General features: G+C 41.0%; 26 protein-coding genes, 1 pseudogene and 2 riboswitches. Of the genes and pseudogenes, 23 read left to right on the top strand and 4 right to left on the bottom strand.

Annotated features, from left to right (window positions below; all coding sequences use genetic code 11):
* From H9631_RS04075 to H9631_RS04000, 16 genes and pseudogenes are all read left to right on the top strand, one after another.
* Positions 1 to 373 (top strand): annotated as a pseudogene (locus H9631_RS04075) (adhesive domain-containing protein); the annotation flags it as partial.
* 1,055 nt (positions 374 to 1,428) lie between these two features.
* Entirely contained in the window at positions 1,429 to 1,641 is a 213-nt protein-coding gene (locus H9631_RS04070; RefSeq protein WP_191810182.1) for a hypothetical protein, read from the top strand.
* Positions 1,642 to 2,602: 961 nt separating this feature from the next.
* The gene (locus tag H9631_RS04065; RefSeq protein ID WP_191810180.1) at positions 2,603 to 3,319 is read left to right on the top strand and encodes a GntR family transcriptional regulator; all 717 of its coding nucleotides are present in this window, start codon (positions 2,603 to 2,605) and stop codon (positions 3,317 to 3,319) included.
* 386 nt (positions 3,320 to 3,705) lie between these two features.
* Positions 3,706 to 4,128 carry a phosphonate C-P lyase system protein PhnG gene (gene phnG, locus H9631_RS04060; RefSeq protein ID WP_191810179.1) on the top strand — a complete coding sequence of 141 codons (423 nt, stop codon included), beginning with the start codon at positions 3,706 to 3,708 and terminating at the stop codon, positions 4,126 to 4,128.
* Between the two features lie 18 nt (positions 4,129 to 4,146).
* Positions 4,147 to 4,737 carry a phosphonate C-P lyase system protein PhnH gene (phnH, locus tag H9631_RS04055; RefSeq protein ID WP_191810177.1) on the top strand — a complete coding sequence of 197 codons (591 nt, stop codon included), beginning with the start codon at positions 4,147 to 4,149 and terminating at the stop codon, positions 4,735 to 4,737.
* A 3-nt stretch (positions 4,738 to 4,740) separates the two neighbouring features.
* Positions 4,741 to 5,856 carry a carbon-phosphorus lyase complex subunit PhnI gene (locus H9631_RS04050; protein WP_191810175.1) on the top strand — a complete coding sequence of 372 codons (1,116 nt, stop codon included), beginning with the start codon at positions 4,741 to 4,743 and terminating at the stop codon, positions 5,854 to 5,856.
* Positions 5,846 to 6,718, top strand: a complete 873-nt coding sequence (locus tag H9631_RS04045) for an alpha-D-ribose 1-methylphosphonate 5-phosphate C-P-lyase PhnJ (protein WP_191810173.1) — start codon at positions 5,846 to 5,848, stop codon at positions 6,716 to 6,718. Before H9631_RS04050 ends, H9631_RS04045 begins: the two co-directional genes overlap by 11 nt.
* Entirely contained in the window at positions 6,708 to 7,547 is an 840-nt protein-coding gene (locus tag H9631_RS04040; protein WP_191810171.1) for an ATP-binding cassette domain-containing protein, read from the top strand. Before H9631_RS04045 ends, H9631_RS04040 begins: the two co-directional genes overlap by 11 nt.
* A gap of 139 nt (positions 7,548 to 7,686) precedes the next feature.
* Complete coding sequence (gene phnM, locus H9631_RS04035; protein ID WP_191810169.1) at positions 7,687 to 8,862, top strand: phosphonate metabolism protein PhnM; 1,176 nt, start codon at positions 7,687 to 7,689, stop codon at positions 8,860 to 8,862.
* Complete coding sequence (locus H9631_RS04030; protein ID WP_191810167.1) at positions 8,859 to 9,491, top strand: LbetaH domain-containing protein; 633 nt, start codon at positions 8,859 to 8,861, stop codon at positions 9,489 to 9,491. Before phnM ends, H9631_RS04030 begins: the two co-directional genes overlap by 4 nt.
* Positions 9,492 to 10,202 (top strand): phosphonate C-P lyase system protein PhnL, encoded by a 711-nt coding sequence (locus H9631_RS04025; RefSeq protein WP_191810165.1) that lies wholly within the window; start codon positions 9,492 to 9,494, stop codon positions 10,200 to 10,202.
* Complete coding sequence (locus tag H9631_RS04020) at positions 10,199 to 11,020, top strand: PHP domain-containing protein (RefSeq protein ID WP_191810163.1); 822 nt, start codon at positions 10,199 to 10,201, stop codon at positions 11,018 to 11,020. Before H9631_RS04025 ends, H9631_RS04020 begins: the two co-directional genes overlap by 4 nt.
* A 174-nt stretch (positions 11,021 to 11,194) precedes the next feature.
* On the top strand, positions 11,195 to 12,220 hold the full coding sequence (locus tag H9631_RS04015; RefSeq protein WP_191810162.1) for a PhnD/SsuA/transferrin family substrate-binding protein: 1,026 nt from the start codon (positions 11,195 to 11,197) through the stop codon (positions 12,218 to 12,220).
* A gap of 88 nt (positions 12,221 to 12,308) precedes the next feature.
* The gene (gene phnC / locus H9631_RS04010) at positions 12,309 to 13,073 is read left to right on the top strand and encodes a phosphonate ABC transporter ATP-binding protein (RefSeq protein WP_191810160.1); all 765 of its coding nucleotides are present in this window, start codon (positions 12,309 to 12,311) and stop codon (positions 13,071 to 13,073) included.
* Between the two features lie 13 nt (positions 13,074 to 13,086).
* On the top strand, positions 13,087 to 13,872 hold the full coding sequence (gene phnE, locus H9631_RS04005) for a phosphonate ABC transporter, permease protein PhnE (protein WP_191810158.1): 786 nt from the start codon (positions 13,087 to 13,089) through the stop codon (positions 13,870 to 13,872).
* The gene (locus tag H9631_RS04000; RefSeq protein ID WP_318246766.1) at positions 13,872 to 14,735 is read left to right on the top strand and encodes a PhnE/PtxC family ABC transporter permease; all 864 of its coding nucleotides are present in this window, start codon (positions 13,872 to 13,874) and stop codon (positions 14,733 to 14,735) included. The genes phnE and H9631_RS04000 overlap by 1 nt, the downstream gene beginning before the upstream one ends.
* Positions 14,736 to 14,926: 191 nt before the next feature.
* Here H9631_RS04000 and H9631_RS03995 read toward each other — a convergent pair whose 3' ends face one another.
* Positions 14,927 to 15,376 (bottom strand): AraC family transcriptional regulator, encoded by a 450-nt coding sequence (locus H9631_RS03995; RefSeq protein ID WP_191810156.1) that lies wholly within the window; start codon positions 15,374 to 15,376, stop codon positions 14,927 to 14,929.
* A 746-nt stretch (positions 15,377 to 16,122) separates the two neighbouring features.
* On the opposite strand from H9631_RS03995, the gene H9631_RS03990 reads away from it, so the two are divergent.
* Complete coding sequence (locus tag H9631_RS03990) at positions 16,123 to 16,584, top strand: hypothetical protein (RefSeq protein WP_191810154.1); 462 nt, start codon at positions 16,123 to 16,125, stop codon at positions 16,582 to 16,584.
* Between the two features lie 412 nt (positions 16,585 to 16,996).
* Here the strand turns inward: H9631_RS03990 and H9631_RS03985 are convergent, their stop codons facing one another.
* From H9631_RS03985 to H9631_RS03975, 3 genes are all read right to left on the bottom strand, one after another.
* The gene (locus tag H9631_RS03985) at positions 16,997 to 18,205 is read right to left on the bottom strand and encodes a YhgE/Pip domain-containing protein (RefSeq protein WP_191810152.1); all 1,209 of its coding nucleotides are present in this window, start codon (positions 18,203 to 18,205) and stop codon (positions 16,997 to 16,999) included.
* Between the two features lie 58 nt (positions 18,206 to 18,263).
* A complete protein-coding gene (locus H9631_RS03980) occupies positions 18,264 to 18,845 on the bottom strand; it encodes a TetR/AcrR family transcriptional regulator (protein WP_191810150.1) in 582 nt (193 codons plus the stop codon).
* A 227-nt stretch (positions 18,846 to 19,072) separates the two neighbouring features.
* Positions 19,073 to 20,029, bottom strand: a complete 957-nt coding sequence (locus H9631_RS03975; RefSeq protein ID WP_225220838.1) for an NAD(P)H-dependent flavin oxidoreductase — start codon at positions 20,027 to 20,029, stop codon at positions 19,073 to 19,075.
* Positions 20,030 to 20,165: 136 nt separating this feature from the next.
* Here H9631_RS03975 and ltaE point away from each other — a divergent pair, with 136 nt between their 5' ends.
* The 6 genes from ltaE (at position 20,166) to H9631_RS03945 (ending at position 26,629) form a co-directional block, all read left to right on the top strand.
* Positions 20,166 to 21,212 (top strand): low-specificity L-threonine aldolase, encoded by a 1,047-nt coding sequence (gene ltaE / locus H9631_RS03970; RefSeq protein WP_225220850.1) that lies wholly within the window; start codon positions 20,166 to 20,168, stop codon positions 21,210 to 21,212.
* 115 nt (positions 21,213 to 21,327) lie between these two features.
* On the top strand, positions 21,328 to 21,639 hold the full coding sequence (locus H9631_RS03965) for a hypothetical protein (protein WP_191810146.1): 312 nt from the start codon (positions 21,328 to 21,330) through the stop codon (positions 21,637 to 21,639).
* The gene (locus H9631_RS03960; RefSeq protein WP_191810144.1) at positions 21,626 to 22,261 is read left to right on the top strand and encodes an O-methyltransferase; all 636 of its coding nucleotides are present in this window, start codon (positions 21,626 to 21,628) and stop codon (positions 22,259 to 22,261) included. Before H9631_RS03965 ends, H9631_RS03960 begins: the two co-directional genes overlap by 14 nt.
* Before the next feature lie 85 nt (positions 22,262 to 22,346).
* On the top strand, positions 22,347 to 23,558 hold the full coding sequence (locus H9631_RS03955) for an MFS transporter (RefSeq protein WP_449727649.1): 1,212 nt from the start codon (positions 22,347 to 22,349) through the stop codon (positions 23,556 to 23,558).
* Position 23,559: 1 nt separating this feature from the next.
* Positions 23,560 to 24,075, top strand: a complete 516-nt coding sequence (locus H9631_RS03950; protein WP_191810140.1) for a hypothetical protein — start codon at positions 23,560 to 23,562, stop codon at positions 24,073 to 24,075.
* Positions 24,076 to 24,451: 376 nt separating this feature from the next.
* Positions 24,452 to 24,561: riboswitch (SAM riboswitch) on the top strand.
* Between the two features lie 69 nt (positions 24,562 to 24,630).
* Positions 24,631 to 24,745, top strand: a riboswitch (SAM riboswitch).
* Positions 24,746 to 24,823: 78 nt separating this feature from the next.
* Positions 24,824 to 26,629, top strand: coding sequence for a PLP-dependent aspartate aminotransferase family protein (locus H9631_RS03945; protein ID WP_191810138.1), 1,806 nt, complete (start codon positions 24,824 to 24,826; stop codon positions 26,627 to 26,629).
* Positions 26,630 to 26,639 lie beyond the last annotated feature (10 nt).

Below are 26,639 nucleotides of genomic sequence, written 5' to 3'. Positions count from 1 at the left end.
TGCTGATGCTGATGCTGATGCTGATGCCGATGCAGATGCCGACGCCGATGCAGATGCCGATGCCGATGCGGATGCCGACGCTGACGCCGATGCTGATGCCGACGCCGATGCGGATGCGGATGGAGATGGTGAAGGCGAAGGTGGAACCGGCGAAGGCGGAACTGGAGGTGGCTCAGGTTCTGGCACAGCGGGTGGAACTGGTAGTGGCGGAGGATCTGGATATGGCGACGGTACGTCAAATGCAGGATCTGGTTACAACAGCGGAAGTAAACTTCCTAACACGGCCACAGCTATTTGGACAATGGGACTTACTGGTCTGGGTGCTATGCTTGCTGGTATTGGAGCGAAACTTTTTGGACGCAGGAAAAGCTAATATTTGTACAAAAGAGGAAGCAAATGTTTCGAAGCATTTGCTTCCTCTCTACTCTATAAAGATGTCATACATAAAGAAAATACAAATGGTGAAAATTGAAATCTTGCTTTTCTTCGTAGTATTTTCGTGCTTTACTTATCGCTGTGTACAAAAGCAGTCTTTAATTGAAGCTCAGGAGAGGGGCAATGAATCAGTAGATAACTGTGATTAACTAATCAATAAGTTTAACTTGATTCAGCAGAAGTCTCTCACTTCGATAGTGGTGAGATAAAAGTATATCGGTATTCCACTTAGTACGGGTTCAAATCCTAGTTCAATAAAGTTAAAGCCTCCGGCTGCCACAGATTTTCAGAGGAAATGTATTGGAATGAGGCTCAATAAAATTCGGGTGCAAATAAGCCAAGGCACATTTGATAGCAAAGTAAGGTTGAAAGTTTTTGAGCCTTAGTAATTCCGAAGCTCGGCAAAAGCGCTGTAGTTGTGAAAGAGAACCGATCCAGATGCATTGAAAGTTATGAGCGATTTATCCGTATCTATTTATTTGAGTAGATCTTTTCATCAGGTTATCGCGTACCATATTTCACAGCTTTGGAGATATTGAGATTGGAAATTACTTTATTGTACTGATGTCTTACGATTCCTATACTTATGAAATAGAAATGGTTTCAGATTTATCTGTCATACGTCAGATGGGAAAAAGTTGTTGTAATAAGCAGTTCCCCATTTCAATATGTTGGAAACGTTCTGCTTGCCATGTAAGGTATGATTCTGAAAAAAATCAACTTGATTGTAACTCTTGTGCATAAAACGAACAGATAATCTAATCCAATATTGATTATTTGGGAATATAGCAACTTTTCTTGAATGCAGGTTTGCATTATTATAAATTTGATATCCATCAAAGCAGCAGAGAAATAGTTTATTCGTAACGCATATTTTTCATTGCGAGATTGAGCGTCACTCATATTGTCGAGCCTGTCTAACTGTGGCCACTGACTGTATGACAACACTTATTAGGCAATATTTTAGAAAAATAATTATTGGAGGCTCTCGCCGTGAAAGAGAAAGAGGATCAAATTAATATTAAAATCCCTTATGAATTAAAAGCACATTATTATAATATATGTAGAAGTAGGCATATCAATCCTTCAGCATTGATTCGAAAATGGATTGCGCAATTTGTTGAAAGTGGAGATGCAACCGTAACATTTCAGACCTTTTCAAATAGTACAAGAGTAGAATTGGCTAAATATCGCAGAAAAAAATAAAAGGTATTTCCCTCGGCCATTGAACGCATAAAGCCCCGTTATTTTCCTTATTTGTTGGGAGTATATCCAGCGTTGGCTTTACTGCCAATCCTCATTTTTTCTTTCCCGCTATGATTACAACTTTTTTCAAGACTTTCCTTTCCTATTGTGGAGTTACCAGCATTTTCTTCTAATAGAAAATCTGGTGGGGGCGTATAATCACCCGACAGTGGGTGGAATCCTGTAAAGGGTCCGGAAAATCGGGCAATGTGTTCAATGGTCCGGATCTCCCTAGCACCCTCTAATATGGATTCAATTCTTTTTATCAAAAGCAACTTTTCAATTGAAGAGTTGTATATATTGTCTACTTTCAAGTCCACAAGGCTGCCGGTTCAATAGTACTGGAGTGAAACAGAATATCAGCCTTATATCATTTCTACAAAATGTTGCTGTGCACGGAACTTCTGATATCACAAAAGCGTGTTCGCATATGTTTTATCGCTGAAACTTCGCTACAATTCTCAAATTTAACCTAATATAAATGGGGTAGCAAGTCTTTATATGCTATTAAACATTTATTGAGAATACCATGTGTTTAAGTAGAGATAGTTTCTACATCAAGTTCCTTGAAAGTTTTGTTAAAAAAGTCATTATGATAACTATATCGTAGTGGGAATTGCGGAGCTAAGTTATACTGTAAACAAAGAAGTTTGCTATAAAGTATGTTAAGGGTAACTTCATCCAGAAGAAAGTCTCCCACTTCTGTAAGTGGTGAGGTGAAAGTAAATTGGAATTCCATTCAGCAGGGTTTCAAACCCCGGCCTCGCGGATGTCACAGATTGTCAGAGAAAATTTATTGAGCGGAGCTCGATAAATTCTGGAGCAAATGTGCTAAGGAGCATTTGATAAGGAGAAAAATTACAGTGTCAGCGATTTTTGAGGATAGAATAAAATCGGACTGCATTAACAGGAGTGGGCACGGATGAATCTAGATATAGAGCAGATGATTGTAGATGATTTGCTGGAATCCATCATGCAGGAGAAATTCAATCCAAACGAGCGGCTGCCTTCCGAAAACGAGCTAGCAAATGATTATAAAGTGCCGCGGATTAAAGTGCGAAATGCTCTTTTGAAGCTCGAGGAGATGGGATATATATACTCGCAACAGGGGAAAGGGCGTTTTTTGAAGGGCAGTCGGCAACAGATTGAGCTTCATCTAACAGGAAGTAAAAGTTTTACGGAAAAAATGTTAAGTGCCGGCCATCCACTTGAAACGAAAAATGTAAGTTGTGAAAAGATCACTTATCATCCGCGTATTTATTCAGCTTTGCAAGTAACCGAGGAAGAAGAGGTATTTAAGATTTCTCGATTGCGTTTTATTGAAGGAAAGCCGGTTGCGCTGCACAGCTCTTATGTCGCCAAGTCGACTTTTCCGAATATCGAAGAAGATGGAGTGCAGTTGCGTTCAATGTTCGCATATTATCGGCAAGAGGGATATACGGAGTTTACTAGCACTGACAGCCATTTAAGCATTTCCTTTCCAACGAGTGAAGAACGTTCCATGCTGGAATGTACCGCATTAGTTCCGCTGTTAATTGTGGAAAGCAACTGTATCGCTTCGCCGCAAAATAAAGTTTTAGAGTATACGAAAATCATCTATCGAAGTGACTCTTTCAGGTATGCCATCACTTCAAAATAAAATTAAAGTTTGCTGTTCCGTATTTTGTTGCGGGACAGTTTTTTTATGGTATAGAGCCAAAATTTTATGCTTCTGTACAGATTTGCTGCGTTCAGCTCCAGCGCCTATGGACTAGCAGACTTCGTGCTTCCTCCTACATCGCTTCCGACGGACAGGATGTCTAGTGCCGCCGGCGCTTGTCGCCCCTAAACGCCGTCTTCCACATTTCAGCTCGGTCTGTACGTCGATGAACAGGCGCTTTTGTTTTGTTCTCCCTGATCTCCGCTTTTGATTATCAAATATTAAATATCCAATATTTCCCATTTGTCTTTACGCTATCTTTATAAACCCTTTACACTGGCTTAATTGGCAACATGTTACGATCGGTTTGTAGGGAGGTGAGATCCATGAAAAGAAATAGGCGAATGCGCATTTTAATAGAAGGATCTCGGGATATACCGAAAAACTTGGCACATGAAATAGAAAAAAACCATTCCCATGAAATCATTATGAAGCCGCAGGGAGCATTGACAATGATCAAAATGAGGGAGACAGCGAAAAAAACGCTTTTCTATCTTGGTGAAGTGTTAGTGACTGAATGCAAAGTGAAAGTGGGCAATCAAGTCGGCATTGGCATTGTCATTGGAATGGAGGAAGATCTTGCCTATCAGCTTGCTGTAATCGATGCGGCATTTAAAGCTGAGTTAAGTGAAATAAATGAATGGATTCCATTATTAGAAGAGGAAGAGAAACGAATGGTAGCAGCAAAGAAATTAGATGCAGCTATTATTCAAAAGACGAAGGTGAACTTTGAAACGATGGACGTTTAATCATAAAGGGGTGAAAAGATGTCGATAGATTTGGTGCACGATATTCAAAAGGGATTTCGGACAATCCTTCATTGTATGTCACGGCCTGGGACGATTAAGAGCATGGAAGAGTTTAATGATGGGATTGCCACTTTTCCAGAGGGACTCCCTGCAACTTTTATTACTGCTTTGACATTGCTTGACAGGGAAGTTTCCTTTGCGCTTGTAGGTAAACAGACAAAAGAGCTTGGAGACATGATAGCTGCTTATACAATGTCTGTTCAAGAAAGCCCATCTGACGCAGAGTATGTATTCATCACGAAACAAGCAACAAAGGAACAAATTACAAATGTTTTTCAAAAGATAAAAATGGGAACTCTTGTGGACCCGCAGCAATCCGCAACCATTATTTTAGAGACAGAGTTCAGTAATGAAGAAGAATTAACTCTGGAAGGACCAGGGATCAAAACAACGGCGAAGCTTTCAATTGCCAATTATGCAGATTGGATCGAAGAAAGACAGAAAACAAACAAAGAATACCCGTTGGGTATCGATATGATCCTTGTAGATGAACGCTCTAATATTGCGTGCATACCCAGAACAACAGTCATTAAGATGTGTGAGGTGTGAAGGATGGCTTATGTAGCAGTAAAAGGCGGGACAGAAGCAATTGAAGAGTCGATTAAACGGTTGACCTTTGAACGGATTCAATCAGAAGAAGTACTTGAGGTCAAAGCAATCATCGCTGGTATGCGCGGGATGGTTGATCAGGTTATGTCTGAGAGCAGTCTGTATTCAGAGCTCTTGGCAGCTTTGGCAATCAAGCAATCTGAAGGAAATATGGAAGAGGCAGTCTTCTTATTGCGTGCTCATCGTTCCACCTTACCAAGAAATTATTATACTCGGGTGATTGAGACTGACAAAATGTTTGTTGAAAGAAGGATTTCCGCTAGCTTCAAAGATATTCCAGGTGGGCAGATTCTAGGGGCCACATACGATTATACACATCGGTTAATCGATTTTGATCTACTTTCGGAGACAAAAGATAAGGTGCTGGAATGGCTCGATCAATATGTGAAAGAAAATGAGCAAATATCAGATCCTTCCGTTCAGGCAGATCTGCCTAAGGTTGTAGATTATTTACGCAAACAGAATCTGTTTCCTATTTATGAAGAAGATGATACAGAACCGCTTGATGTAACGAAGCGAAGTGTCCAGTTTCCAACAACGCGTAGTGAGAGGCTGCAGATTTTAACCAGAGGTCAGACGGGTGCTGTGACATCTCTTGGATATGCGGCGATAAGAGGATATGGGGCAGTGCATCCGACAGTCGGAGAGTTGCGCGTTGGAATGCTTCCATTGACTATCAGTGATCCAGCCGACCAAACAGATGATGAGGAAAATGATTATTATATAGGCGAAATAAAAGTAACAGAAGTAGAATCATTTATTCCGATAACCGTCAAAAATGAAAAAAATGAAGAAGAAATTGAATTTGAGATTGGCTACGGGATTTGTTACGGACAAAACGAAACAAAGGCCATTGCGATGAGCATTCTGGATCAAGCGTTGGAGCATGGGCAGAAAGACTACCCGACACATGATGAGGAATTCATCCTTCTGCACATTGATTCAGTTGAATCAAGTGGGTTCATCTCGCATTTAAAGCTGCCTCACTATGTTACCTTCCAGTCGAAACTGGACAGTGTGAGGAAAATCAAACAGGGGGCTGAAAAACATGAAAAATAAACCCCATTTTGCTTTGTTGGACGAAGGGTCGAAAAAAGAGATTCGAAGGGCAATCTTGAAAGCAGTCGCCATTCCGGGTTATCAGGTTCCGTTTGCATCAAGGGAAATGCCGATTGCGCGTGGATGGGGGACAGGCGGATTACAAATCACCCTCTCTATCATTGGGAAGGAAGATGTATTAAAAGTCATTGACCAAGGGGCTGATGAATCGGTCAATGCTGTAAATATAAAAAAGCTCGTCAATCGGACAACGGGTGTTGAAACGACGACTGAAACAGGAGACGCGACCATTATTCAATCGAGGCACAGAATACCTGAAGTGCCTTTGACAGAAAATCAGGTGCTTGTTTTACAAGTCCCTATACCTGAGCCGCTGCGTTGGGTTGAGCCTAGTGAATGGAAAACGAAACAATTACATGCTGAGAATGAATATAGCGGTGCCTGGCTTATGCTGTTTGAGCAGATCATGAAATATGGAAAGACAGCGACGAATGCTGATCACCCCGTACTGGTGCATGATCGGTATGTGATGGCTCCGAGCCCAATACCCCGCTTCGATAACACAAAGATGGATCATTCGGAATCTTTAATTCTGTTAGGAGCGGGGCGGGAGAAAAAAATCTACGCTGTACCTCCATATACGAAGGTGACTTCACTGGCATTTGAGGACTATAAGATGGAAGTGGAATCATTCGAAGGCAAGCATTGCCACTTATGTCATTCAACGGATGTGTTCTTAGATGAATTGGTGAACCCTGAAACGGATGAGACCTATTACCAATGCAATGATACGAGCTATTGCCTCGCCACATTGAATGAAAAAGCACTGAAAGCAGAGGTGGCGATTGAACATGCAAAATAAGCCTGTTTTAAAAGTAGTGAATTTAAGAAAGCAATATGGTCCAGGCTGCGATTATTGCAGTGATAGAAACGAACTTTCCTTGGACAAAAATCGTTGTCTTAAATGCGGTACGGTTTATGCGTGTAATGATGTGTCATTCGAATTGTATCCCGGAGAAATTTTAGGAGTCGTCGGTGAAAGCGGGAGCGGGAAATCCACGATGATGAAATGTCTATATTTCGATAATGATGTGACTTCGGGGAAGGCATATATCAGCTCATACAATCATGGAAAAACAAATGTCTTTGAAGAGTCGCCTCAACAACTGCGTTATATACGGAACACCATTCTTGGAATGGTGTATCAAAACCCGGTACTTGGATTGAAAATGGACTTTTCATCCATTGGCAACATCGCAGAAAAAATGATTGCTGCGGGTAACCGTAATGTGGAGCATATGAAGAACCGGAGTAAAGAACTGCTAAAGCATGTTCATATTCCGATTACCCGGATCAAGGATGAGCCAAAGAAATTTTCAGGCGGGATGCAACAGCGGGTTCAGATAGCTAAGGCCTTATCGAATCAGCCGCCGATTCTATTATTAGATGAAGTGACGACGGGCTTGGATTTATCTGTACAGGCAAGTGTATTGGACTTGATCAAAACAATCCGACAGGAGTTTGGGATCAGTATGATTGTTGTCTCGCATGATTTGGCAGTCATTCGCATGCTGGCTGATCGGACAATGGTTATGTTGGATGGCAAGGTCATCGAGCAAGGATTAACCGATCAAATTTTAGAAAATCCTCAGCACGCATACACACAGCAACTCGTATATTCGCTGATTTAACTTCATCCAGCAGATACTGTAAGTGGTGAGGTGAAAGCCTCCGGCGGATGCCTCAGATTTTTAGAGGAAATGTATCAAGCGGAGCTTGATAAAATCTGGGCGCTAGTATGCCAAGGCACATTTGATTTGGAGGGATATTGTGTATTTACTAACGAATGGCCGAATTATTTTAGAGGACCAGATTGTCGACAATTATACAGTCGTGATTGAACATGACAGCATTGTCGCGATTATACCAGAACAGGAGGCAGCAACATACAAAGGCTATCAAATAATAGATGCAAACGGCGGTTACATCTCACCAGGATTCGTCGATATCCATTCGGATTATATAGAAGGGATTGTTTCACCCCGCCCAACAACATTGATGGACTTCAATATGGGAATTCGGGAAGCAGAGCGCATTTTGATCAGCCACGGTATCACTACCATGTTCCATTCTCTATCAATCTATAAAGATGATGGCTTCAGCCATAAACCAATCCGGAATCCACAAAATGTGAATCGACTCATCCATGCAATCAATGAAACTCATACAAGCGAGCATTTGATCCGGAATCGGATGCATGCGAGATTTGAAATTGACAACATTGAACAGGTGGATGCGTTCGTACAGAACATAGAGGATGAAAAGGTGCATCTGATATCCTTCATGGACCATACGCCTGGACAGGGGCAATATCGAAATCTGGAAATCTATCGTGAAACGTTAAAGGGCTATAACGATATTACAGATGATGAAATAGATGAAATCATCACAAACGGCATGAAGAAGGACAAATTAACTCTTGATCAGATGAAAGAAATAAGCCAGTTGGCTTTGGAAAAAAATATAGCGGTCGCCTCACATGACGATGATGAATTGGAGAAGCTGTCCCTCGTCAAGAGCTACGGTACCACTATCAGCGAATTTCCAACGACACTTGAAGTGGCAAAAAAGGCGAAGGAAATGGGGCTATGGACAATTGCCGGAGCTCCGAATGTCATGCTTGGGGGCTCACATTCCGGCAACCTATGTGCAACAGAAGCCATTCGTGAAAATGCCATTGATATTTTGTGCAGTGATTATTATCCGCCAGCGCTTCTACATTCCATTTTTCTACTTGGGGAGAAGAAAGGACAAGATTTGCATGAGATGTTTCAGCTTGTCACATTAAATCCGGCCAAAGCAGTACGGATGGACGATCAAATCGGCTCCATCAAGGAAGGAAAGAAGGCAGATATCATCATTATTGAGAGAATGGATGATGGATTCCCTATGGTTACAGCTACACTTGTAGATGGGAAACTGATAACAAGGACGAATTATCGATGAATACCAAAGAAGTACAACTGGGGAACGAGCCATTTATCCATGACCATGTGGTGCTGAAAAACGTAGAGTTTGGGAAATACAATGAAGTGGGTACGTATAACTTCTTTGAAAATGTCATTTTGGGCGATTATTCCTATACTGGTCAGTTTTGCTTCATTCAAAATGCCGTGATTGGGAAATTTTCCAATATCGCAGCAATGGTGCGAATAGGTCCTACTGATCATCCTTATGAAAGGCCGTCACTTCACCATTTCACCTACCGCAAGAAAATGTTCGGGTTCAGCGAGCAGGATGACCATGACTTTTTTGATCATCGGGTAAGCCGCAAAGCCTTCATAGGTCATGATACATGGATCGGACATGGAGCTATTATTCAGCCGGATGTGACGATAGGGAATGGAGCAATTATAGGCAGCGGAGCCGTTGTTACAAAAGACATCCCTCCTTATGCCATTGCTGTAGGGGTTCCGGCAAAAGTGATTAAATACAGGTTTCCCCCTGAGGTGATTGAGGGACTCCAAGCCATCCAATGGTGGGACTGGCCTTACGAAAAAATCAAAGAGTATTTGGATGATTTCCACCTGGATATTGAACAATTCATAAAAAAACATAACGGGAGGAAAGAATAAATGTCCCGATTACTAGAGGTCAAATCTATCTATAAATCATTTATGATTCATCATCTTGGAAAGAAAATCCATGCGGTGAATGACATTAACTTTTCATTGGATGCAGGGAAGTTCATTGGAATAATCGGTAAAAGTGGCAGCGGAAAATCTACGATTTTGAAACTGATTTATCGCACATATTTACCTGAGCGCGGGGAGATTATTTACAACTCTGAGCGTTTCGGAAAAGTAGATTTAATGAAAGCATCGGAACGAGACATGATTTATTTGCGGAAATATGAAATCGGCTATGTTTCACAGTTTTTAAGTGTCATGCCAAGAACGACCGCCCGTGAAATAGTCGAACAATCCGTACTAGAAATGGGGAAGACCCAAGAGGAAGCAAAAGTAATTGCTGAAGAAGCCCTGACCCATTTCGATTTAGATCCTGGGCTGTGGGATAACTATCCCGTCACTTTTTCAGGCGGTGAAAAGCTCAGACTCAATATTGCCAGTGCCATTGTGAAAAAACCGCGATTATTGCTGCTTGATGAGCCTACAGCCAGTTTGGATGATGCTTCAAAGTTAAAGGTTCGTAAAGCCATTGAAAAGTTGAAAGATGAAGGAACGACACTTATTGGCATCTTCCACGACCTGGAATTCATGGAAGGATTATGCGATAAAGTATTCGACTTTCAAAAAGGGAAGTGCTTGGAAGGAGTAGGAGCATGAAGGCTGATTTGCATGTGCATTCCAATTACTCTGATGGATCGAATACAGTGGAGGAAATCATGGAGATGGCTGTACAAAAAGGAATCACACATATCAGCCTTGTCGACCATGATACTCCTAAGGGCATTGAGCATGCCCAGAAGGCAGGAGCAAGCAGGGGGATTACGGTGATTCCTGCTATTGAAATCTCAGCCTATGATTTTAAGAGGAATAGAAAGGTTCATATATTGGGCTATGCCTTTGATAAAAAGGCGGAGCATATCCAAAGACTATGCAGCCCTTTGCTTCAAAGAAGACATGAAAACTCTTTGTGGCAGGTGGAACAGCTTCAGCAGAACGGCTATCAAGTGGAGGTTGATGAGGTTCAGAAGCAGGCGGCTCAAGGAGGCACCATTTACAAACAGCATATCATGGCTTGTTTGACCGATACCCATTTTTCTACAGAAGAGTATAAGCAGATGTATAAAAGGCTTTTCAAAGGGGACGGGATTTGTGCACGGGATATTGAATATGTCGATGCCAACGATGCCGTAAAAGCAATTAAAGCAGATGGGGGCTTTGCTGTTCTCGCCCATCCGGGCCAGTTGGATTCATTCGACATGATTCCTGAACTTGTACAAAACGGGCTGGATGGCATTGAACGCAACCACTATGATCATACAGCTCAAGATATAGTAAAAGTAGAGTCCTATGCTGCTGAATTCGGTTTATTCCTGACCGGAGGAAGTGACTATCATGGTGACTTTGGCACACCGATCCAGATTGGAGATATCGACTCTCCCGCCACAGCCATTCAAACATTCATGGTGAATATCTAGGTATTGTAAAAGATTAATAAAGAGTATGTAAATTGCCCGAATTCCCTCAATAAATATGTTTGAATGAATGGTAAGTGGAATTTCTTCAATCTGGATGGGGGGGAATAAAGGTAGCAGGAAGCTGGTTGTCATCTCTGACGGAAAAATAGAACTATTCAGCTAAAGGAGCGAATCATGAAAAAGTCAATTTTATCAATCGTATTGTTAATTTTTCTTTCTGCGATTCTTGGAGCTTGTTCAAGTGAGAAGTCAGCTAGTTCAAAAGATATTACAATGGTATGGTATCCAAATGAATCCGGCAATGATTTAAAAGGTGCCAGGGACGAGATTGGTAAAATAATAGAAGAGGCGACTGGAAGAAAGGTAGAGCATAAACTAACAACAGATTATGCAGTGGCCATTGAAGCTATCGCCAATGGTAATGCTGAATTAGCATTTATGGGTGCACAAGGGTATATAGAAGCAAAGAACAAGAGTAAGGATGTTGAGCCTGTTGTTGTACCAAGTGGTGCATCAGGAACGTTAGATGACGCGGTTTATTATAGCTGGCTGGCTGCCAGAGCGGCAGATGCTGAGAAATATAAAACAAATGGTGAGTTCTCGATCGATAACATCGTTGATTCCAAATTCTCTTTCGTATCAAACAGCTCAACTTCGGGATTTAAAGTACCGTCCACCGATATCGTTGCGCATTTCTCACAACAAGATCAATGGAAAGACTTGACACCTGAAGATTTAATGGAAGGCGGAAAGTTCTTTAAAGAAGTGATGTATGGTGACTCACATCAGGGATCGGCTGTAAACTTGCTTAGCAAACGGGCTGATGTTGCAGCGTTTTGTGATACATGTGTTGCTAATTATATCGAAATCGCTGATGGCGATGAAAACCGTCCGGGGACTGTTTACCGGGTAAAAGATGACGCAGAGGAGCCTTTTAATACACTGCCAGGTGAAGAATTCACATTAATTAGTGTAACACCTGTATTAAATGCACCTTTTGTAGCGAATCTGTCGAGCTTAAGTAAAGAAGACCTTGAGAAAATACAAGAGGGTTTTACTTCCGACGAAGTAGCAAACAATGAAAAGATCTTTGTTCCAGAAGAATCTGAACAAGCCGGGCTTTTCAAGAAAACGGATAAAGAAAAATTTGTCATTACGGATGATGCATGGTTTGATCCAATTCGTGAGCTGTCAAAATAACAAACACATTGAGTGCAAAGGGGCGTATTTCTCCAATGTTTATACGCTCTTTTGTTTGAGTCAAAATCCAAATTGAGGAGTTTTTTTAATGTCTTTGTTAGCAGTAAAAGATATCTCTAAACAATATGAAAAAGATAAACAGGTATTGTCAGGAGTCAGCTTTGAGGTGGAGCGCGGGGAATTTATTTCCATCATCGGGCCGTCCGGAGCCGGTAAATCAACATTGCTCCGCTGTATAAACCGCATGGTGAATATATCCAATGGCAAAATTGTTTTTCAAGATGTTGATGTCATGTCCTTGAACAAAAGGGGTCTGCGTAAGCATCGAACTCAAATAGGTATGATTTTTCAGCATTATAACCTAGTATCACGGTTAACTGTCATTGAAAATGTATTACATGGCAGACTAGGTTATAAAACAACTCTTCAAGGTGTGTTGAGCAGGTTTACCGAAGAAGAAAAGGCGGATGCATTTTCATTATTGGAGAAGCTCGGAATGAAGGAGCATGCATATAAAAGGTGCGATCAATTAAGCGGTGGGCAGAAGCAGCGTGTAGGGATTGCCCGTGCTCTTATACAACACCCGCAAATATTGCTTTGTGATGAACCGATTGCTTCGCTGGATCCGAATGCTTCCAAAGTTATTATGGATTATTTGCAAAGGATCTCTAAGGAAATGAACATTACTTGTATTGTAAATTTACACCAAGTGGATGTAGCGAAACGCTACTCAGACCGAATTATTGGATTAAATAGTGGACAGGTGGTTTATAATGGGACCCCGGATCGTCTGACGTCAAATGTCATTCATCACATTTACGGTTCTGAGGCAGGCAACCTGATCATGGAGTGAAGGAGGAAGACCAATGAATATCGATGTGTTTAGGAAGAAGAAACAGCAACTTACTATATTTGCTCTCGCGATTATTGGTATTACACTCCTATCATCCAATCTGACTGACTTCGATTTTATGCATAGTCTCATATCTGTACCTGAGGCTCTTAAATGGATGGGATCGAACCTGTTTATCACGAATGAAGCATTGGAAAAGATGCCTTCCATCATGGATAAATTAATGGAAACGATATTCTTATCCATTGCAGCAACCACCACAGCCAGTATTATTGCATTATTACTGGCATTGTTAGGTTCGCAGACAACAAAGGTCAACAATTTTTTCAGTACGCTAAGCCGGTTTATAGCCTCGTTATTTAGGAATATCCCGATTGTTGCATGGGCACTTATTTTATTGCTGTCCTTTGGTCAAAATGCCCTGACCGGTTATTTTGCCTTGTTTTTGTCAACATTAGGCTTTTTAGTCCGTGCATTTACAGAGACAATTGATGAGACGAGTAAAAGTTCTGTTGAGGCTCTGCAGGCAACAGGTGCCACTTATTTTCAAGTGGTTGCAAAGGCAGTTATTCCGGAATGTTCCCCGCAGATCATTAGCTGGATTTTGTTTATGATTGAAACGAATATTCGAAGTTCTACATTGATTGGAATTTTAACCGGGACAGGGATCGGCTTTGCCTTTGATTTATATTATAAGAACATGAATTATAGCGTGGTCAGTCTTATCACGCTCAGTATCATTGCTGTGGTTATAATGATTGAACTGATTTCCAACTATGTTAGGAGGGTTATTCTATAGTGATTACAGCAAAAAGCAACCCGGCTATTGGCACAATGACCACCAATACAGGAAAAATTAAAATTACGAAATGGACGAAACAAAAAGTTGTCATGATAGGAACGTTTATCGTCCTAACATTGCTTACTATTTATGGTTTTTTGACATTCGACTATAAAGATATTCATCTTGTTGAAGCGATGATCGCTACACTAGATAATTTAAAGGCTATCTTTTTACAACCATCTCTCAATAACTTCTCTTTCGCAGAGGCACTACACCAAATTTCTTTGACAATCGGCCTTGCTGTTTTAGCTACGATTATAGGTGCTTTCTTATCCTTGATTATTGCTTTTTTTGCAGCGAAAAATCTTTCACCTAAGCCCATTGCGAATGCAATCATTATTGTGATGGCCTTTATCCGGGCGGTTCCGACTGTCCTATGGGTGCTTATCTTTGCGATAGCAGCAGGACTTGGCGCAGAAGCCGCTGTTTTGGGGATGCTGCTTCATACGGTTGCTTTTCTAGTTAAGGCATATTCGGAGGCGTTTGAGGATCTCGATGACGGGGTTATAGAAGCAATGCGGGCAAGTGGAGCAAATTGGTGGCATGTCATTACAAATGCTGTTTTGCCATCCACCTCAACGTCTCTTATATCTTGGACATTTCTTCGATTTGAGACAAACTTCACAGTTGCCGTTGCGATGGGTGCTGCAGCGGGCGCAGGTGGAATCGGTTTTGAGTTATTCATGGCCTCAGGCTTTTATTTTGATCTTCGGGAAGTCGGATTTATCACCTATGCGATCCTTCTTGTCGCCGTGATATTGGAGCTTTCTTCCACCCAAATAAAGAAACGCTATTTAATGAAGGAATCGGTTCGATGACGGAAAATAGGGGCATGTAATTCCATTGAATGGGGCTGTCCAGAAAGCCAGGTTCTTGCCTGACTTTTTGGACAGCCCCAATCTTGGGGTCAGACCCCATTCAGGTGACCCCATTCAGGTAGTTTGACTGCATCAATTGCATAAAAGGTATGTTGTTCATCTTTTGAATAGGGGAGAGTGACTCTGTTTCGTTACTGTATAGGAACTAATATTTCGCACAAATGTTGCTCAATCATTTGTGGAGTATATCTTTCTATAATGGGTTGTTCTCTTATTGATAGATTATTTTTTTCTATTTCAGTATAAATATTGTGCCAAAATTCACTGACTGCATCCTCTGTATGGTCAAGTAAGAAAACAGCGTATTTCCCACCAGAAAATTTACCAACCCGAGCTGGTTCTGCGATATGAGCATCTTTATTTATCACAGCGCAAATATCATAACGACATTCCTCTCTAGGGATAATTTCCGGATTATCCCATGGTATACCTAAAATGGAAGAATGATCAAGTACACCATTCAACTGCGCCCACTTTTTAAAAGATTTCATTAGTTCTTTGTTTTGCTTTCCACCATACTCTCCGACCCTGCGGAAATAAGCAATTCTTGATTCAGGTAATTCTTCGATTTTTAGTTTCATATTTTAATTCTCCTTTCTTAGGTAAGATAATGTGCTTTAAAATGTTTTTCAAGATATTTTTTCTGAAATTTTAAAATTATTACAATAGAAAACATAAATGAAGGATTTTCAGAAAAGTAACTGGAAATCCTTTTAAATTGCGGAGACTTCAGTTTTCTAAAGCGCATGTAAATAAAGGCGGTTTTTTAGGTGTGAAATTCTATATTAATGAAATTAGTAGGGTAAGCGGACTAAAATAAATAAAATTTCTTTGGTTGTAATGTAAAAAAAATCCAAGAATAGACAACTTAAGTAGGGATTTTTTAAATTATATAAAAATATATGATAAATCGTGTAGAATTTTTGAGTAAGGGGAACTGAATCTTTTAAGATTTTATTATTCAGAAAATTTCTGGGCTTGGGACAGTATTACCAGACTTCGACAGTATTTTCATTTTCTCAACAGTATATGCCTAAATTCGGCTAATACTTTCGCTTACCAGATAGTATTTTTATATGCTGTATCGTTTTGAACGAAAAATCTTTATTGTACGGAACTGAATCCCAACATGCCCAACAGGAGAAAAAACTTAGTTTAACTAATATAAATTTGAAGAAATTTTTGTTTTCCTTAGGAACATTTGGGATTTCTGTCATCAAATTGATGTGGCCTGTATACCAAGCTCGTAACTATGGTTTTCACAATTTATTCCTAGTTTTGAACCTATGAAATGGAAAGTTTCTTTGTGAAAGGGGTTTAAACTCAGATGAGATTTTTAATATCTAACATTCTTGCCTTATTTGTTTTCTTAATATCTTATATTCTTACCTTATTTTTTTTCTTTTTGTTAAATGTGCTAGCCATTTTCATAGGTTCTCAGGTCAATGATTACAGTTTTAATGAGCACTTTAATCTTTATTTAGTCATTTATTTTCCGATTATTGTATTACTGGCTTTTGTAGGGGTGGTTATTGGAGAACTTGTGTTGAAAATATCTTTTTTAAATACAAATAAACGGCGATTTTTCTCGCTTTTAATTCTTGGGTTAGTATTTGGTATATTTGTTAGTGCCTTGCTCTATTTAATCCAGGGTCGTTCTTTGATTACAGATGATATGAGCAACATTTTGGCTTTTATTATTCTCAGCGTCGCTGGTTCATTAACTTTCTTCGTTTCAAAAGTAATTACAGAAAGTCTATTTAGAAAAAAGTTGTGTAATGCAAAATAAAGGTGCTTGTAGTTGAAAATGGATTTACCTAATTCCAATTCATCTGAGGTTACAAACAATATATCATTTCGTTAAATCCAGCAAAAATGTTGCAGCTCTAACAAGCATTGTGAAGGAAACAGTGAAAAGTAGTTTATTTCACGTCTGATTTTACGATTGCATGACAGCAACCATTTTGCTATATAATGAAGCCTTATTCATCTTAATGAAAGGCATTGCTGAAGGGTAACTTTATGTTTCCATTAACATCACATTGTTAAATGGGTGTGAAATATTGATGATGGAATTAGTATTGGTGCAATTTGCGCTTTATGCTTTTTTGCGGGATATAAAACTCTTAAATCAGTTAATTGACAACATAAATGAAGGATTTCCAGAAAAATAACTGGAAATCCTTTTAAATTAAAATCTATTAAATGTTCATCGAAGCTGTATTCTGTGGGGACTTCACTTTCATTTTCTCCCTTCTTACAGCAACAGCTACGATCCCTAAGATGAAAGTGACACCTGTTATCAGCCAAAGGTACGCGATATTATGGATAAGCATACCGCTATTTCCACCAAAAACGATGGAGTAATACCCATCCGCGCCATATGTTGCCGGTAGGAAAGACGCCAATTTATGATACCCGTTTGCCAATAGTTCCCTTGAAACCAAAACGCCGGAAGTAACGAGTTGAAGGGATAGCGCCAAAATGTTAAATACCATACCATAATTCCCGAAAAGGAGAACAAAGACTTGTGCAAACATCAGGAATGACAAAAATAAACTTCCTTGGAATAGGTAGATCATCCACATCGGCTCATGACTTGTGATATCAAACAGTTTCATTAGACCGATGGTCAGAAATGGCAATAGGAATGCGACACCTATATTAATCAACTGTCTACCAAGGAACAGCTCCCATTTTGAATAGGCTGATTGAATCGTTTCGGCGGCTTCATTCACCTGCATAATCATGACCATGGCACCGACAAACGAAGAGATAATCACCATAAGGGGAACTAGGTTTGCTGAAAATTCACTGACAGCGTTCGTTTTCTTGATCATCGCTTCTATCGGTTCAGGATGGAGGGACTTTAACGCAGTCTGCACTTCTTCTCCAACCGCTTGTGCAATCGGTGGTTCCAACGGCAGTTGTTGCAGCTTCTGCTCAAACATCGCTGCTCCTGCCTCAGTCTGAAAGGAGAATACCTTTTCATTCACCTCGTTGTTCATTTGATTAGCAACTTGCTCCATCATTGTTTTACTAAAAGTGGCGCTTGCTTGATTAATCCAGTAATAGATGGAAGGGCGGTCTCCGGATTGTAAGGTTGTTGTAAAATCAGATGGTATCTGGATGACCATTTCAATTTCTCGGTTGTTCATTTTATCTGAGGCTTTTTCAAAAGAATCATATTGCGTTACCTGGGAGGGGAGTTGCTGTTCAAGCTCCTTTGCAATATTCGTTACTCCGCTTTGATCCTCATTTACAATTCCAATGGACATGTTGTCCATTCGATCTTGAACGCCCTTATATGCAGTCAGCCAGACAGAAAAAAAGATCAACTGAAACATGACGGCTGCAATAATTCCAATATACGTTCCTCTTAACGTAAGAAGCGCTTTGAGTCCTTTCATAAGAGGTTCCTCCTTTTTTGAATGTAAGTACTTACTTGCAAACAGTATAAAATTTTTTCTAGGGGGTCAGACCCCTAGAAAAAATGGATACGCTAATTTTTAGCTGCTGCTGGATATCGAGCTCCGTAACTTTTGATCCTATTCGGATGTATGAGATGAAATGTCCTAAATTAAGGGCAATGAATGACAGGGAGGCTGCTTCTTCATTTATATCTAGTAATCTCCCTCTTTTTTTCATTTCCTGGAAATACCCTGCTAGTTGCTCTTTTAAAAAGCGGGGCACATTTGCAATCTCCTCATCAATCTCAGGAAATGTCCCGGCTTCCTTGAAAGCGATCAGAACCAGGTCTTTGACAGGAAGCATGGTTTGAAAGTACCTCTTGGAAAAATGGAGCAAATCAGTCTCTAGATCATAAGTGATATCAAATTGAATCGTTTTCTGGAAAACGGGACCATATGAAAATCTATCAATGATTGCTTTTAATATCCCTCTTTTATTTCCGAAATGGCGGAAAACAGTTACCTCATTAACCTCAGCCAGCTTGGCGATTGAACGGGTCGTCGCTGCAGCATACCCTTTTTCGCTGACCAATTGTATAGCCGCATCCAGAATACGCTCTGATGTCGAGTGTGACGACAACAGTTTCAACTCCTTTATGATGCAAGTGATTACTTGCATATTAGCATGTGAAAAGAGGAAAAGCAATTGCAAATTTGCCAAGGCGCAATTAATCGGAAAAATGTTGAGCAATATAAGGGATATTCCGAACTTCTCTTCTAATACAAATCCGAGGCAACTTGCCTTTACAAGTATCCCCAATTCCTAAGTAAATGAGTGAACAATCATTCATTAATTTCGTTCGTTTCTTAGCTAAGAACTTTCCCATGGTATAATTCATTCTTTGAACTGTCGTATGAGTCTTTGAGTTCCCTTACAATTTCTTCTACTGGTTGCACGTGATTGATTGTGTTGACGCCTTGCCCAGCAGACCATATATCTTTCCAGGCCTTTGAACCGGTTGAGTTCATTTTAGAGAAGTCCGCTTTTTCCTTGCTTTCCAGTTTGTCGGGATCCAGGCCAGCTTGTTTAATACTTGGTTTCAAATAGTTTGCCTTTACTCCGCTGAAGGCATCTGTATAAATCAGATCATCTAATGTGGAGTCGATGATCATCTCTTTATAATCTGTGGATGCAAAGCTTTCCTCTGCTGTAATAAATCTAGTTCCCATATATGCAAGGTCGGCTCCCATGGCTTGTGCAGCGAGGATATCTCTGCCGCTGGAAATTGCTCCGGATAGTATAGTGATTCCGTTCCAAAATTCCTTCACCGCTCCCATAAAAGCAAAGGGGTTAATAGTTCCGGCATGCCCCCCCGCCCCGCTGCAGACAAGAACAAGCCCATCCACACCTTTTTCTGCCGCTTTTTTTGCATGAAAAATAGAAATAACATCAGAAAAAACAAGGCCTTCATATTCATGTACAATCTTCACAACTGAACTTGGATCTCCAAGTGAAGTAATCACAATCGGTGGCTGGTGCTTCTTGATGAGTGCCAAATCTTCCTTATATCGACTGTTTGTGGGATGTACGATGAAATTCACTGCCCATGGAGCGAATTTCCCCCCTTCTAATTCTCGCTTGATCTTTTCCATCCACTGATCAAGAGTATCCGCTGTACGGGCATTTAATAATGGAAAAGAGCCGATGACTCCTGATTTGCAGCCATTAATCACCATTTGTGGACTGGATACTAAAAACATCGGGGCCATGATAACGGGCAACGCAGTATTTTCTTTCAAGGTATCCAATGCATTTTTTTCCAATATACTTCTCTCCTTTCAAGGCTATATAGTCATTTCGCCGGCAGGTAAGTAAAAACCTTCAAAAAACAACATGTGATCATGTTTAGTTTTTGATACTATTTAAATTAGATCCTTATAAGGAAGGAGTCATATAATGATGCCAATAGATCTGCGAAGTGATACCGTGACAACACCGACGGAGAAAATGAGAGATGCCATCCGTGATGCAGCCGTTGGAGATGATGTATATGGAGAAGACCCAACGATCAATCGTTTGGAGGCGCTTGCTGCTGAGAGAGTGGGGAAAGAGGCAGCGCTGTTTGTAACGAGCGGAACCCAAGGCAATCAAGTGGCAGTGCTCGCCCATACACAACGTGGGGATGAAGTGATTTTGGAGGAGCATTCTCATATTGTCGAGTATGAGGTGGCGGGTCTCTCCACAATCGCTGGGGTTCAGCCGAGAACTATCAAAGGGGTAAATGGACAGATGCCGGCTTCTGATATTGTTTCCGCTATCCGGGAGGATGATATTCACAGTCCGAAAACTGCTTTAATCTGTTTGGAAAATACTCATGGAGATTCGGGTGGACGCATTTTGCCCTTACGTTACATGGGGGAAGTTTACGATATTTCAAGGCAGTATCAAGTTCCTATTCATTTGGACGGAGCTCGTTTATTTAATGCAGCAGTTGGTTTGGGTGTTGATCCGAAGGAAATAACACAGTATGTAAATACCGTTCAATTTTGTTTATCCAAAGGTTTGAGTGCCCCCATGGGTTCCATTTTGGCAGGCCCAACAAGCTTTATTGAAAGAGCAAGAAAGTGGAGAAAGATGTTGGGGGGCGGCATGCGCCAGGCGGGAATAGCCGGAGCGGCCGGCATTGTAGCATTGGAAGAAATGGTTGGCCGATTGGAAGATGATCATGTTCATGCAAAAAATCTTGCTGAAGGGTTAGCTCATATAGAAGGAATCAATATTGATGCAGAAGGCGTAGAAACAAATATGATTATGTTTTCCATTGAGGGGCTTGAAATGGATTCAGATCATTTTATTGAAAAGCTGAAAGAGCGCGGGGTTTTGGCAAATTCTATTAGTCAATATAGAATCAGATTTGTGACGCACAGGAAAATAGCTAATGAAGACATAGACAAGGTTATTGAAATCGTAAAAATAATTTCTGCTGAGGCAAAGGTTAGCTTGTAAAGAATTGTTATAGCGCATCACTAAATTGTGATGTGTTTTTTATTTGACGATTTGTATACGTTCGTATACAATTTAACCAAAGTATACAAATGTATACAAAAAGGAGGCTTTGAAAATGCAAGATGAAAAAGGTTTAAGAGAAGGGTATCATCGAGGACATCGCGGAAAAGGCTCCCGCGGACCTAAAACCTTTCGGCGGGGAAGAGCAGTCGCTTTTTTGCAGATGATGCAGTTGAAACGTTCAACTATTAAGCAGCAACTGGACGAGCCGGAGTATGAATCTATTCGTCAGGTTTTGGTTGGTGAACTAAAAGCGATTGATATGGTCATCAACGAATTTGTTCAGCTGTTTGAAATCCAGGAAAGTGAAATGCAGGGCAGCACTATGAACAAAGAGAAGGGAATGGAGTCCAATGAAACAAATTAATCAATATATCGATACGGTCTTTTATAATCCAGACCTAATTCTGGACGAGGTCATTTCATCTATAAAAGAAAACGGAATGCCATCAATATCGGTATCTCCCTCTTCCGGGAAGCTTCTGACGATGCTTGTATCTATAGCTGGAGCGAAAAATATTCTCGAAATCGGAGCTCTCGGAGGCTACAGCGGGATTTGCTTGGCCAGAGGGTTTGGCGACGGAGGAACGCTGACTTCATTGGAATTGAAAGATACATACGCTGAATTAGCCAGCAGCAACCTGACAAAAGCCGGTTTTGGTGATCAAGTTTCCTATATGACAGGTCCTGCTTTGGAAAGTCTTGAAACACTGGTTTCAGATCAGAAGCGGTTCGACTTTTTCTTTATCGACGCTGACAAAGCAAATTATGAGCATTATCTGGAATATTGCATCAAGCTGGCCGAGCCGGGCGCTTTGATTATTGCAGATAACATGCTCGCGGGAGGAAGTGTGGCAGATCCTAATGCAGCACCTAAACGCTATACTGAATTTATGAAAAATTTCAATCAAACGGTGGCCAATCATCCTCGATTAGAATCACTTCTCCTTCCAATCGGGGATGGAATGACTGTATCACGAGTCAAATAATAATGTTTTACAAAGAGAAATAATTCATCCATTATAGAAATAAACCTAACTGTTGAAATGAAACAACAGGGACTGGATGATGAACATGAACAGAGATATTCAAGCGAAAGGATACATCCAGCGGGGAACACCAGCCTTTAAAAAAGCGAACCTTGCTTTATTTGCCGCAGCGTTCATTACATTTGCTAATCTATATATCACGCAGCCAATCATGCCTATTTTTACAAAGGAGTATCATGTCACTCCTACGATGGCAAGCCTGTCCTTGTCTTTGACCACGCTTTCCCTAGCATTTGGGCTGCTTGTTTTTGGTTCCCTTTCTGAAGCGTGGGGACGTAAAAACATCATGTCCGTTTGCCTTATCATTACATCTGTTCTAACTGTGGTGATTGCTTTCACACCAACCTTCGAGCTTCATCTGACACTCAGGGTGATCCAAGGATTTGCTTTTGCCGGTATTCCTTCAATCGCAATGGCTTATTTGGGTGAGGAAATCGAAGGGAATAGTGTCGGTGCGGCGATGGGCCTGTATATAAGCGGTAATACGGTTGGAGGACTTTCTGGCAGGGTCATTATGGGGACTATGACTGATTTATTTTCATGGCAAACAGGAATGATCTTTTTGGGAGTCGTTAGTTTGATTGCCGCTATTTATTTTATATGGGCACTTCCGTCTTCTAAGCACTTTCATCCGCAGGATTTACATTTGAAAAAGCTTGCTGGTACACTCATTTCTCATTTGAGAAACCCAGTCTTGGTGTTGCTGTTTTTAATCGCCTTTTTCTTAATGGGCGCTTTTGTCACGATTTATAATTATCTTGGTTTTAAACTCGCAGAGCCTCCTTATCTTTTGAGTATGACAATCATTGGATGGTTGTTTATCGTTTATTTGGTTGGAACCTTCAGTTCTACTTGGTTCGGGATGTTGGGAGACAAATTCGGCCGTCCGCTGCTAATTACCCTTGGTGTGCTACTCATGCTATTAGGGGTTGTATTGACGCTTCCTGTGTCTTTATTTTATAAAATCATCGGCATTATCGTGTTGACGTTCGGTTTTTTCGGAGCTCATTCTGTTGCAAGCGGGTTGGTCAGCCGCTATGCTACTCATGATATCGCCCAGGCATCTTCACTCTATTTATTTGCCTATTATATGGGCTCTAGTGTTGGAGGATCTGTGGGCGGTATATTTTGGTCCCGCTATGGTTGGGGCGGGGTAGTGGGCTTTACCATGGGCCTGCTGGTTGTTTCAATTTTCTTGGCGCTTAAAGTGAAGAAACTATCTGGAAGGAATACTTGATATGTATGATCCAACACATTTTGAAAATTTAAAAGTCGCCTTTGAAAATCGCATATACGATCTGGATAATATGGACGGCTTGATTGCGATCGTTGACAGAGCAGATCGTACGGATCATGCCATTCTCTCTAGGGAGCTATCGATGAAATTTACATTAGCCGGACTGCCAGAAGTGATGGCGGAAGTTGTGTTGACCGCTTCTTTGGAAGATTTGGCTGGAGAAATTCTCGAAATTCCGGAGGCGGTCCCAGGCTGTTCCCTTGAATTGCATTTTTTCAAGCATGTTCATGATGCTCCTGTACAATGCGAACAAATTAGAGAGGCGTTATACGCTGTCTGGGAAAACGATATCGAGCTAACACAAACGCTGAGCTGCAAATATGGGGAAGAGGTTTCCGGTTATTTAAATTTGATCAAAGTGAAATTCAAGACGAAAATTAGCGAGGATAATATGACCGAGGTTGTTCCGTTTCTACACCATGTTCTAAAAAGTCTGGAGCTATTGAAGGGAATTTAATTTCATTCAGCATTCTATAAGCGGTAGGTGAAAGCGTATTGGTATTCCATTCAGTGGGACTAAAATCCCGGCTGAATAAAGTTACAGCCTCCAGTGGATGCCACAGATTTTCGGAGGAAATCTATCGAGCGGAGTGCTTGATAAAAACTGGCGCAATAAGCCAAGTACATTTGATTATAAAACGCTAAAAACACCCTTTGTAAAAAGCGTTAGATTGAAAAAAAGCAATCATTGGCACGAAAAAACACAATTTGTCCCCGCGTAACGATTATTTAAACACACTTAATGAATCGGAAAACTTTTGAAAAAGTAATTGACAACAAAAAAGTGCCGTGCTAGACTTCTATTTAACGATTAAGCAAACTAATTAAATACTTTCTTATCAAGAGTGGTGGAAGGATCTGGCCTGATGACACCCGGCAACCTTAAGTATCGTACTTAAAAGGTGCTAAATCCAGCTGAGCATGATGCTCGGAAAGATAAGAGGAATATAAGATACACTAACCTCTCATCTTTCATGAGAGGTTTTTTATTTGGAATAAATGAATAAGGTAATTCTTATCAAGAGAGGCGGAGGGACTGGCCCGATGATGCCCGGCAACCATTAAGCTTATTTGACTGCTTAATAAGGTGCCAATTCCTGCAGGAGTAAATTCCTGAAAGATAAGAAGAGAACAACCGATAATAAGCGGCTCTCTTCTTAGTGAAGAGGGCTTTTCTTTAATTGACTAAACCAGGGGGATTTAAAATGACGACAGAAATTAAAAACACAACGTATGATCTTGAAACATTGGCTTTACATGGAGGGCAGGCACCGGACCCTACTACAGGATCAAGAGCGGTTCCGATTTATCAAACGACTTCATTTGTTTTTCATGATACAGAGCATGCTGAAAGATTATTTGCTTTGGATGAGCCGGGAAATATCTATTCACGTATCGGAAACCCGACTGTAGATGTGTTTGAAAAAAGGCTGGCATTGCTTGAAGATGGGGTAGCTGCGGTGGCCACTTCATCTGGAATGTCAGCTATCACGTTATCCATTCTTAGTCTAGCAAGCGCTGGTGATGAGATTGTAGCAGGAACAAACCTTTATGGAGGGACGTATAACTTGTTTGCGGTAACCCTTCCGCGCTATGGGATCAATGTTAAGTTTGTCGACCCAACCAACCCGGAAAACTTTAGAGAAGCTATTACGAATAAAACAAAAGCTGTTTACGGAGAAATTATTGGAAACCCAGGATTGCAGGTGCTGGATGTCGAAGCGGTTTCTGAGATTGCTCATGAAGCAGGGGTACCTTTAATTATCGATAATACCTTTGCCACTCCGCATGTGTGTAAACCACTCCAGTTAGGGGCTGATATCGTTGTTCATTCTGCAACAAAGTGGATCGGAGGGCACGGTACATCCATTGGAGGTGTCATTGTTGATGGAGGACGCTTTAACTGGAACACGGAAAAATTCCCTGAATTCACTGAGCCTGACGCCAGTTACAATGGAATTCGTTATGCGGTTGATTTCGGAACATTGGCATTTATTACGAAAGTACGAGTTCAATTACTTCGCGACTTTGGGGCAGCGTTAAGTCCACATAATGCTTTTCAGCTTATACAGGGACTGGAAACCCTGCATATACGTGTAGAGCGCCATAATGAAAATGCCGCCAAGCTTGCGGAATACCTTGAAAACCATCCAGCAGTGGAATGGGTCACCTATCCGGGACTCGAGAGCCATCCTTCACATGCTTTGGCAAAAAAAATATTCAATAATGGATTCGGCTCAATCATTGTTTTTGGCATCAAGGGTGGAAAAGAAGCTGGAAAAGATTTGATCAACAATGTTTCACTATGGTCACATGTAGCAAATGTTGGTGATGCAAAATCTCTCATCATTCACCCGGCTTCTACGACACACCAGCAATTGACGAAAGAACAACTGGCAGAAACAGGTGTAACCGAGTCACTCGTCCGTTTGTCAGTTGGAATTGAATCTTTGCGTGATATTCAGAACGATCTGGATCAGGCTCTGACCAAAGCAACTGGTATTGGTGAAGGAGAAGAGAAGTCTGTCCTGATCAATGATGAAGGCGTAATTCGCTGGGCACTGAACTCTGCTACTGAACTTGTATTGGAAAATGGACAGGAGATTACCCGCCAAAAGACTTTAGCTATTGTTGGATTAAGTGGGAAAGAAGCGAGGCCAAGCTATCGATTGGCCCGTAAGATGCAAAGGCTTGGTTATAAAGTGATCCCAGTCAATCCGAGGGAAACGGAAATCTTGGGTGAAAAAGCTTATCCGGATTTAAAAAGCGTTCCATATCCAATCGATGTAGTTCAAGTATTCAGGACTCCAGAAGCAGCGATTGGTGTCGCGAAAGAGTCAGCGGAAGTGAATCCAAAACCGAAAATCTTTTGGCTCCAGGAAGGTGTCATTTCTCCTGAAGCTGCAGAAATAGCAAGTGAAGCAGGAATTCCAGTCGTCTACAACAGATGTACGTATAAAGAAGCACAAAGATTACGCGGAAGCATTTCCACGTATGCATGTGAACTTTAAGGCTTTAGGA

Source organism: Bacillus norwichensis, assembly GCF_014836955.1.
GTDB classification, from domain to species: domain Bacteria; phylum Bacillota; class Bacilli; order Bacillales; family Bacillaceae_C; genus Siminovitchia; species Siminovitchia norwichensis.
This window is presented reverse-complemented; position numbering and strand designations above follow the sequence as displayed.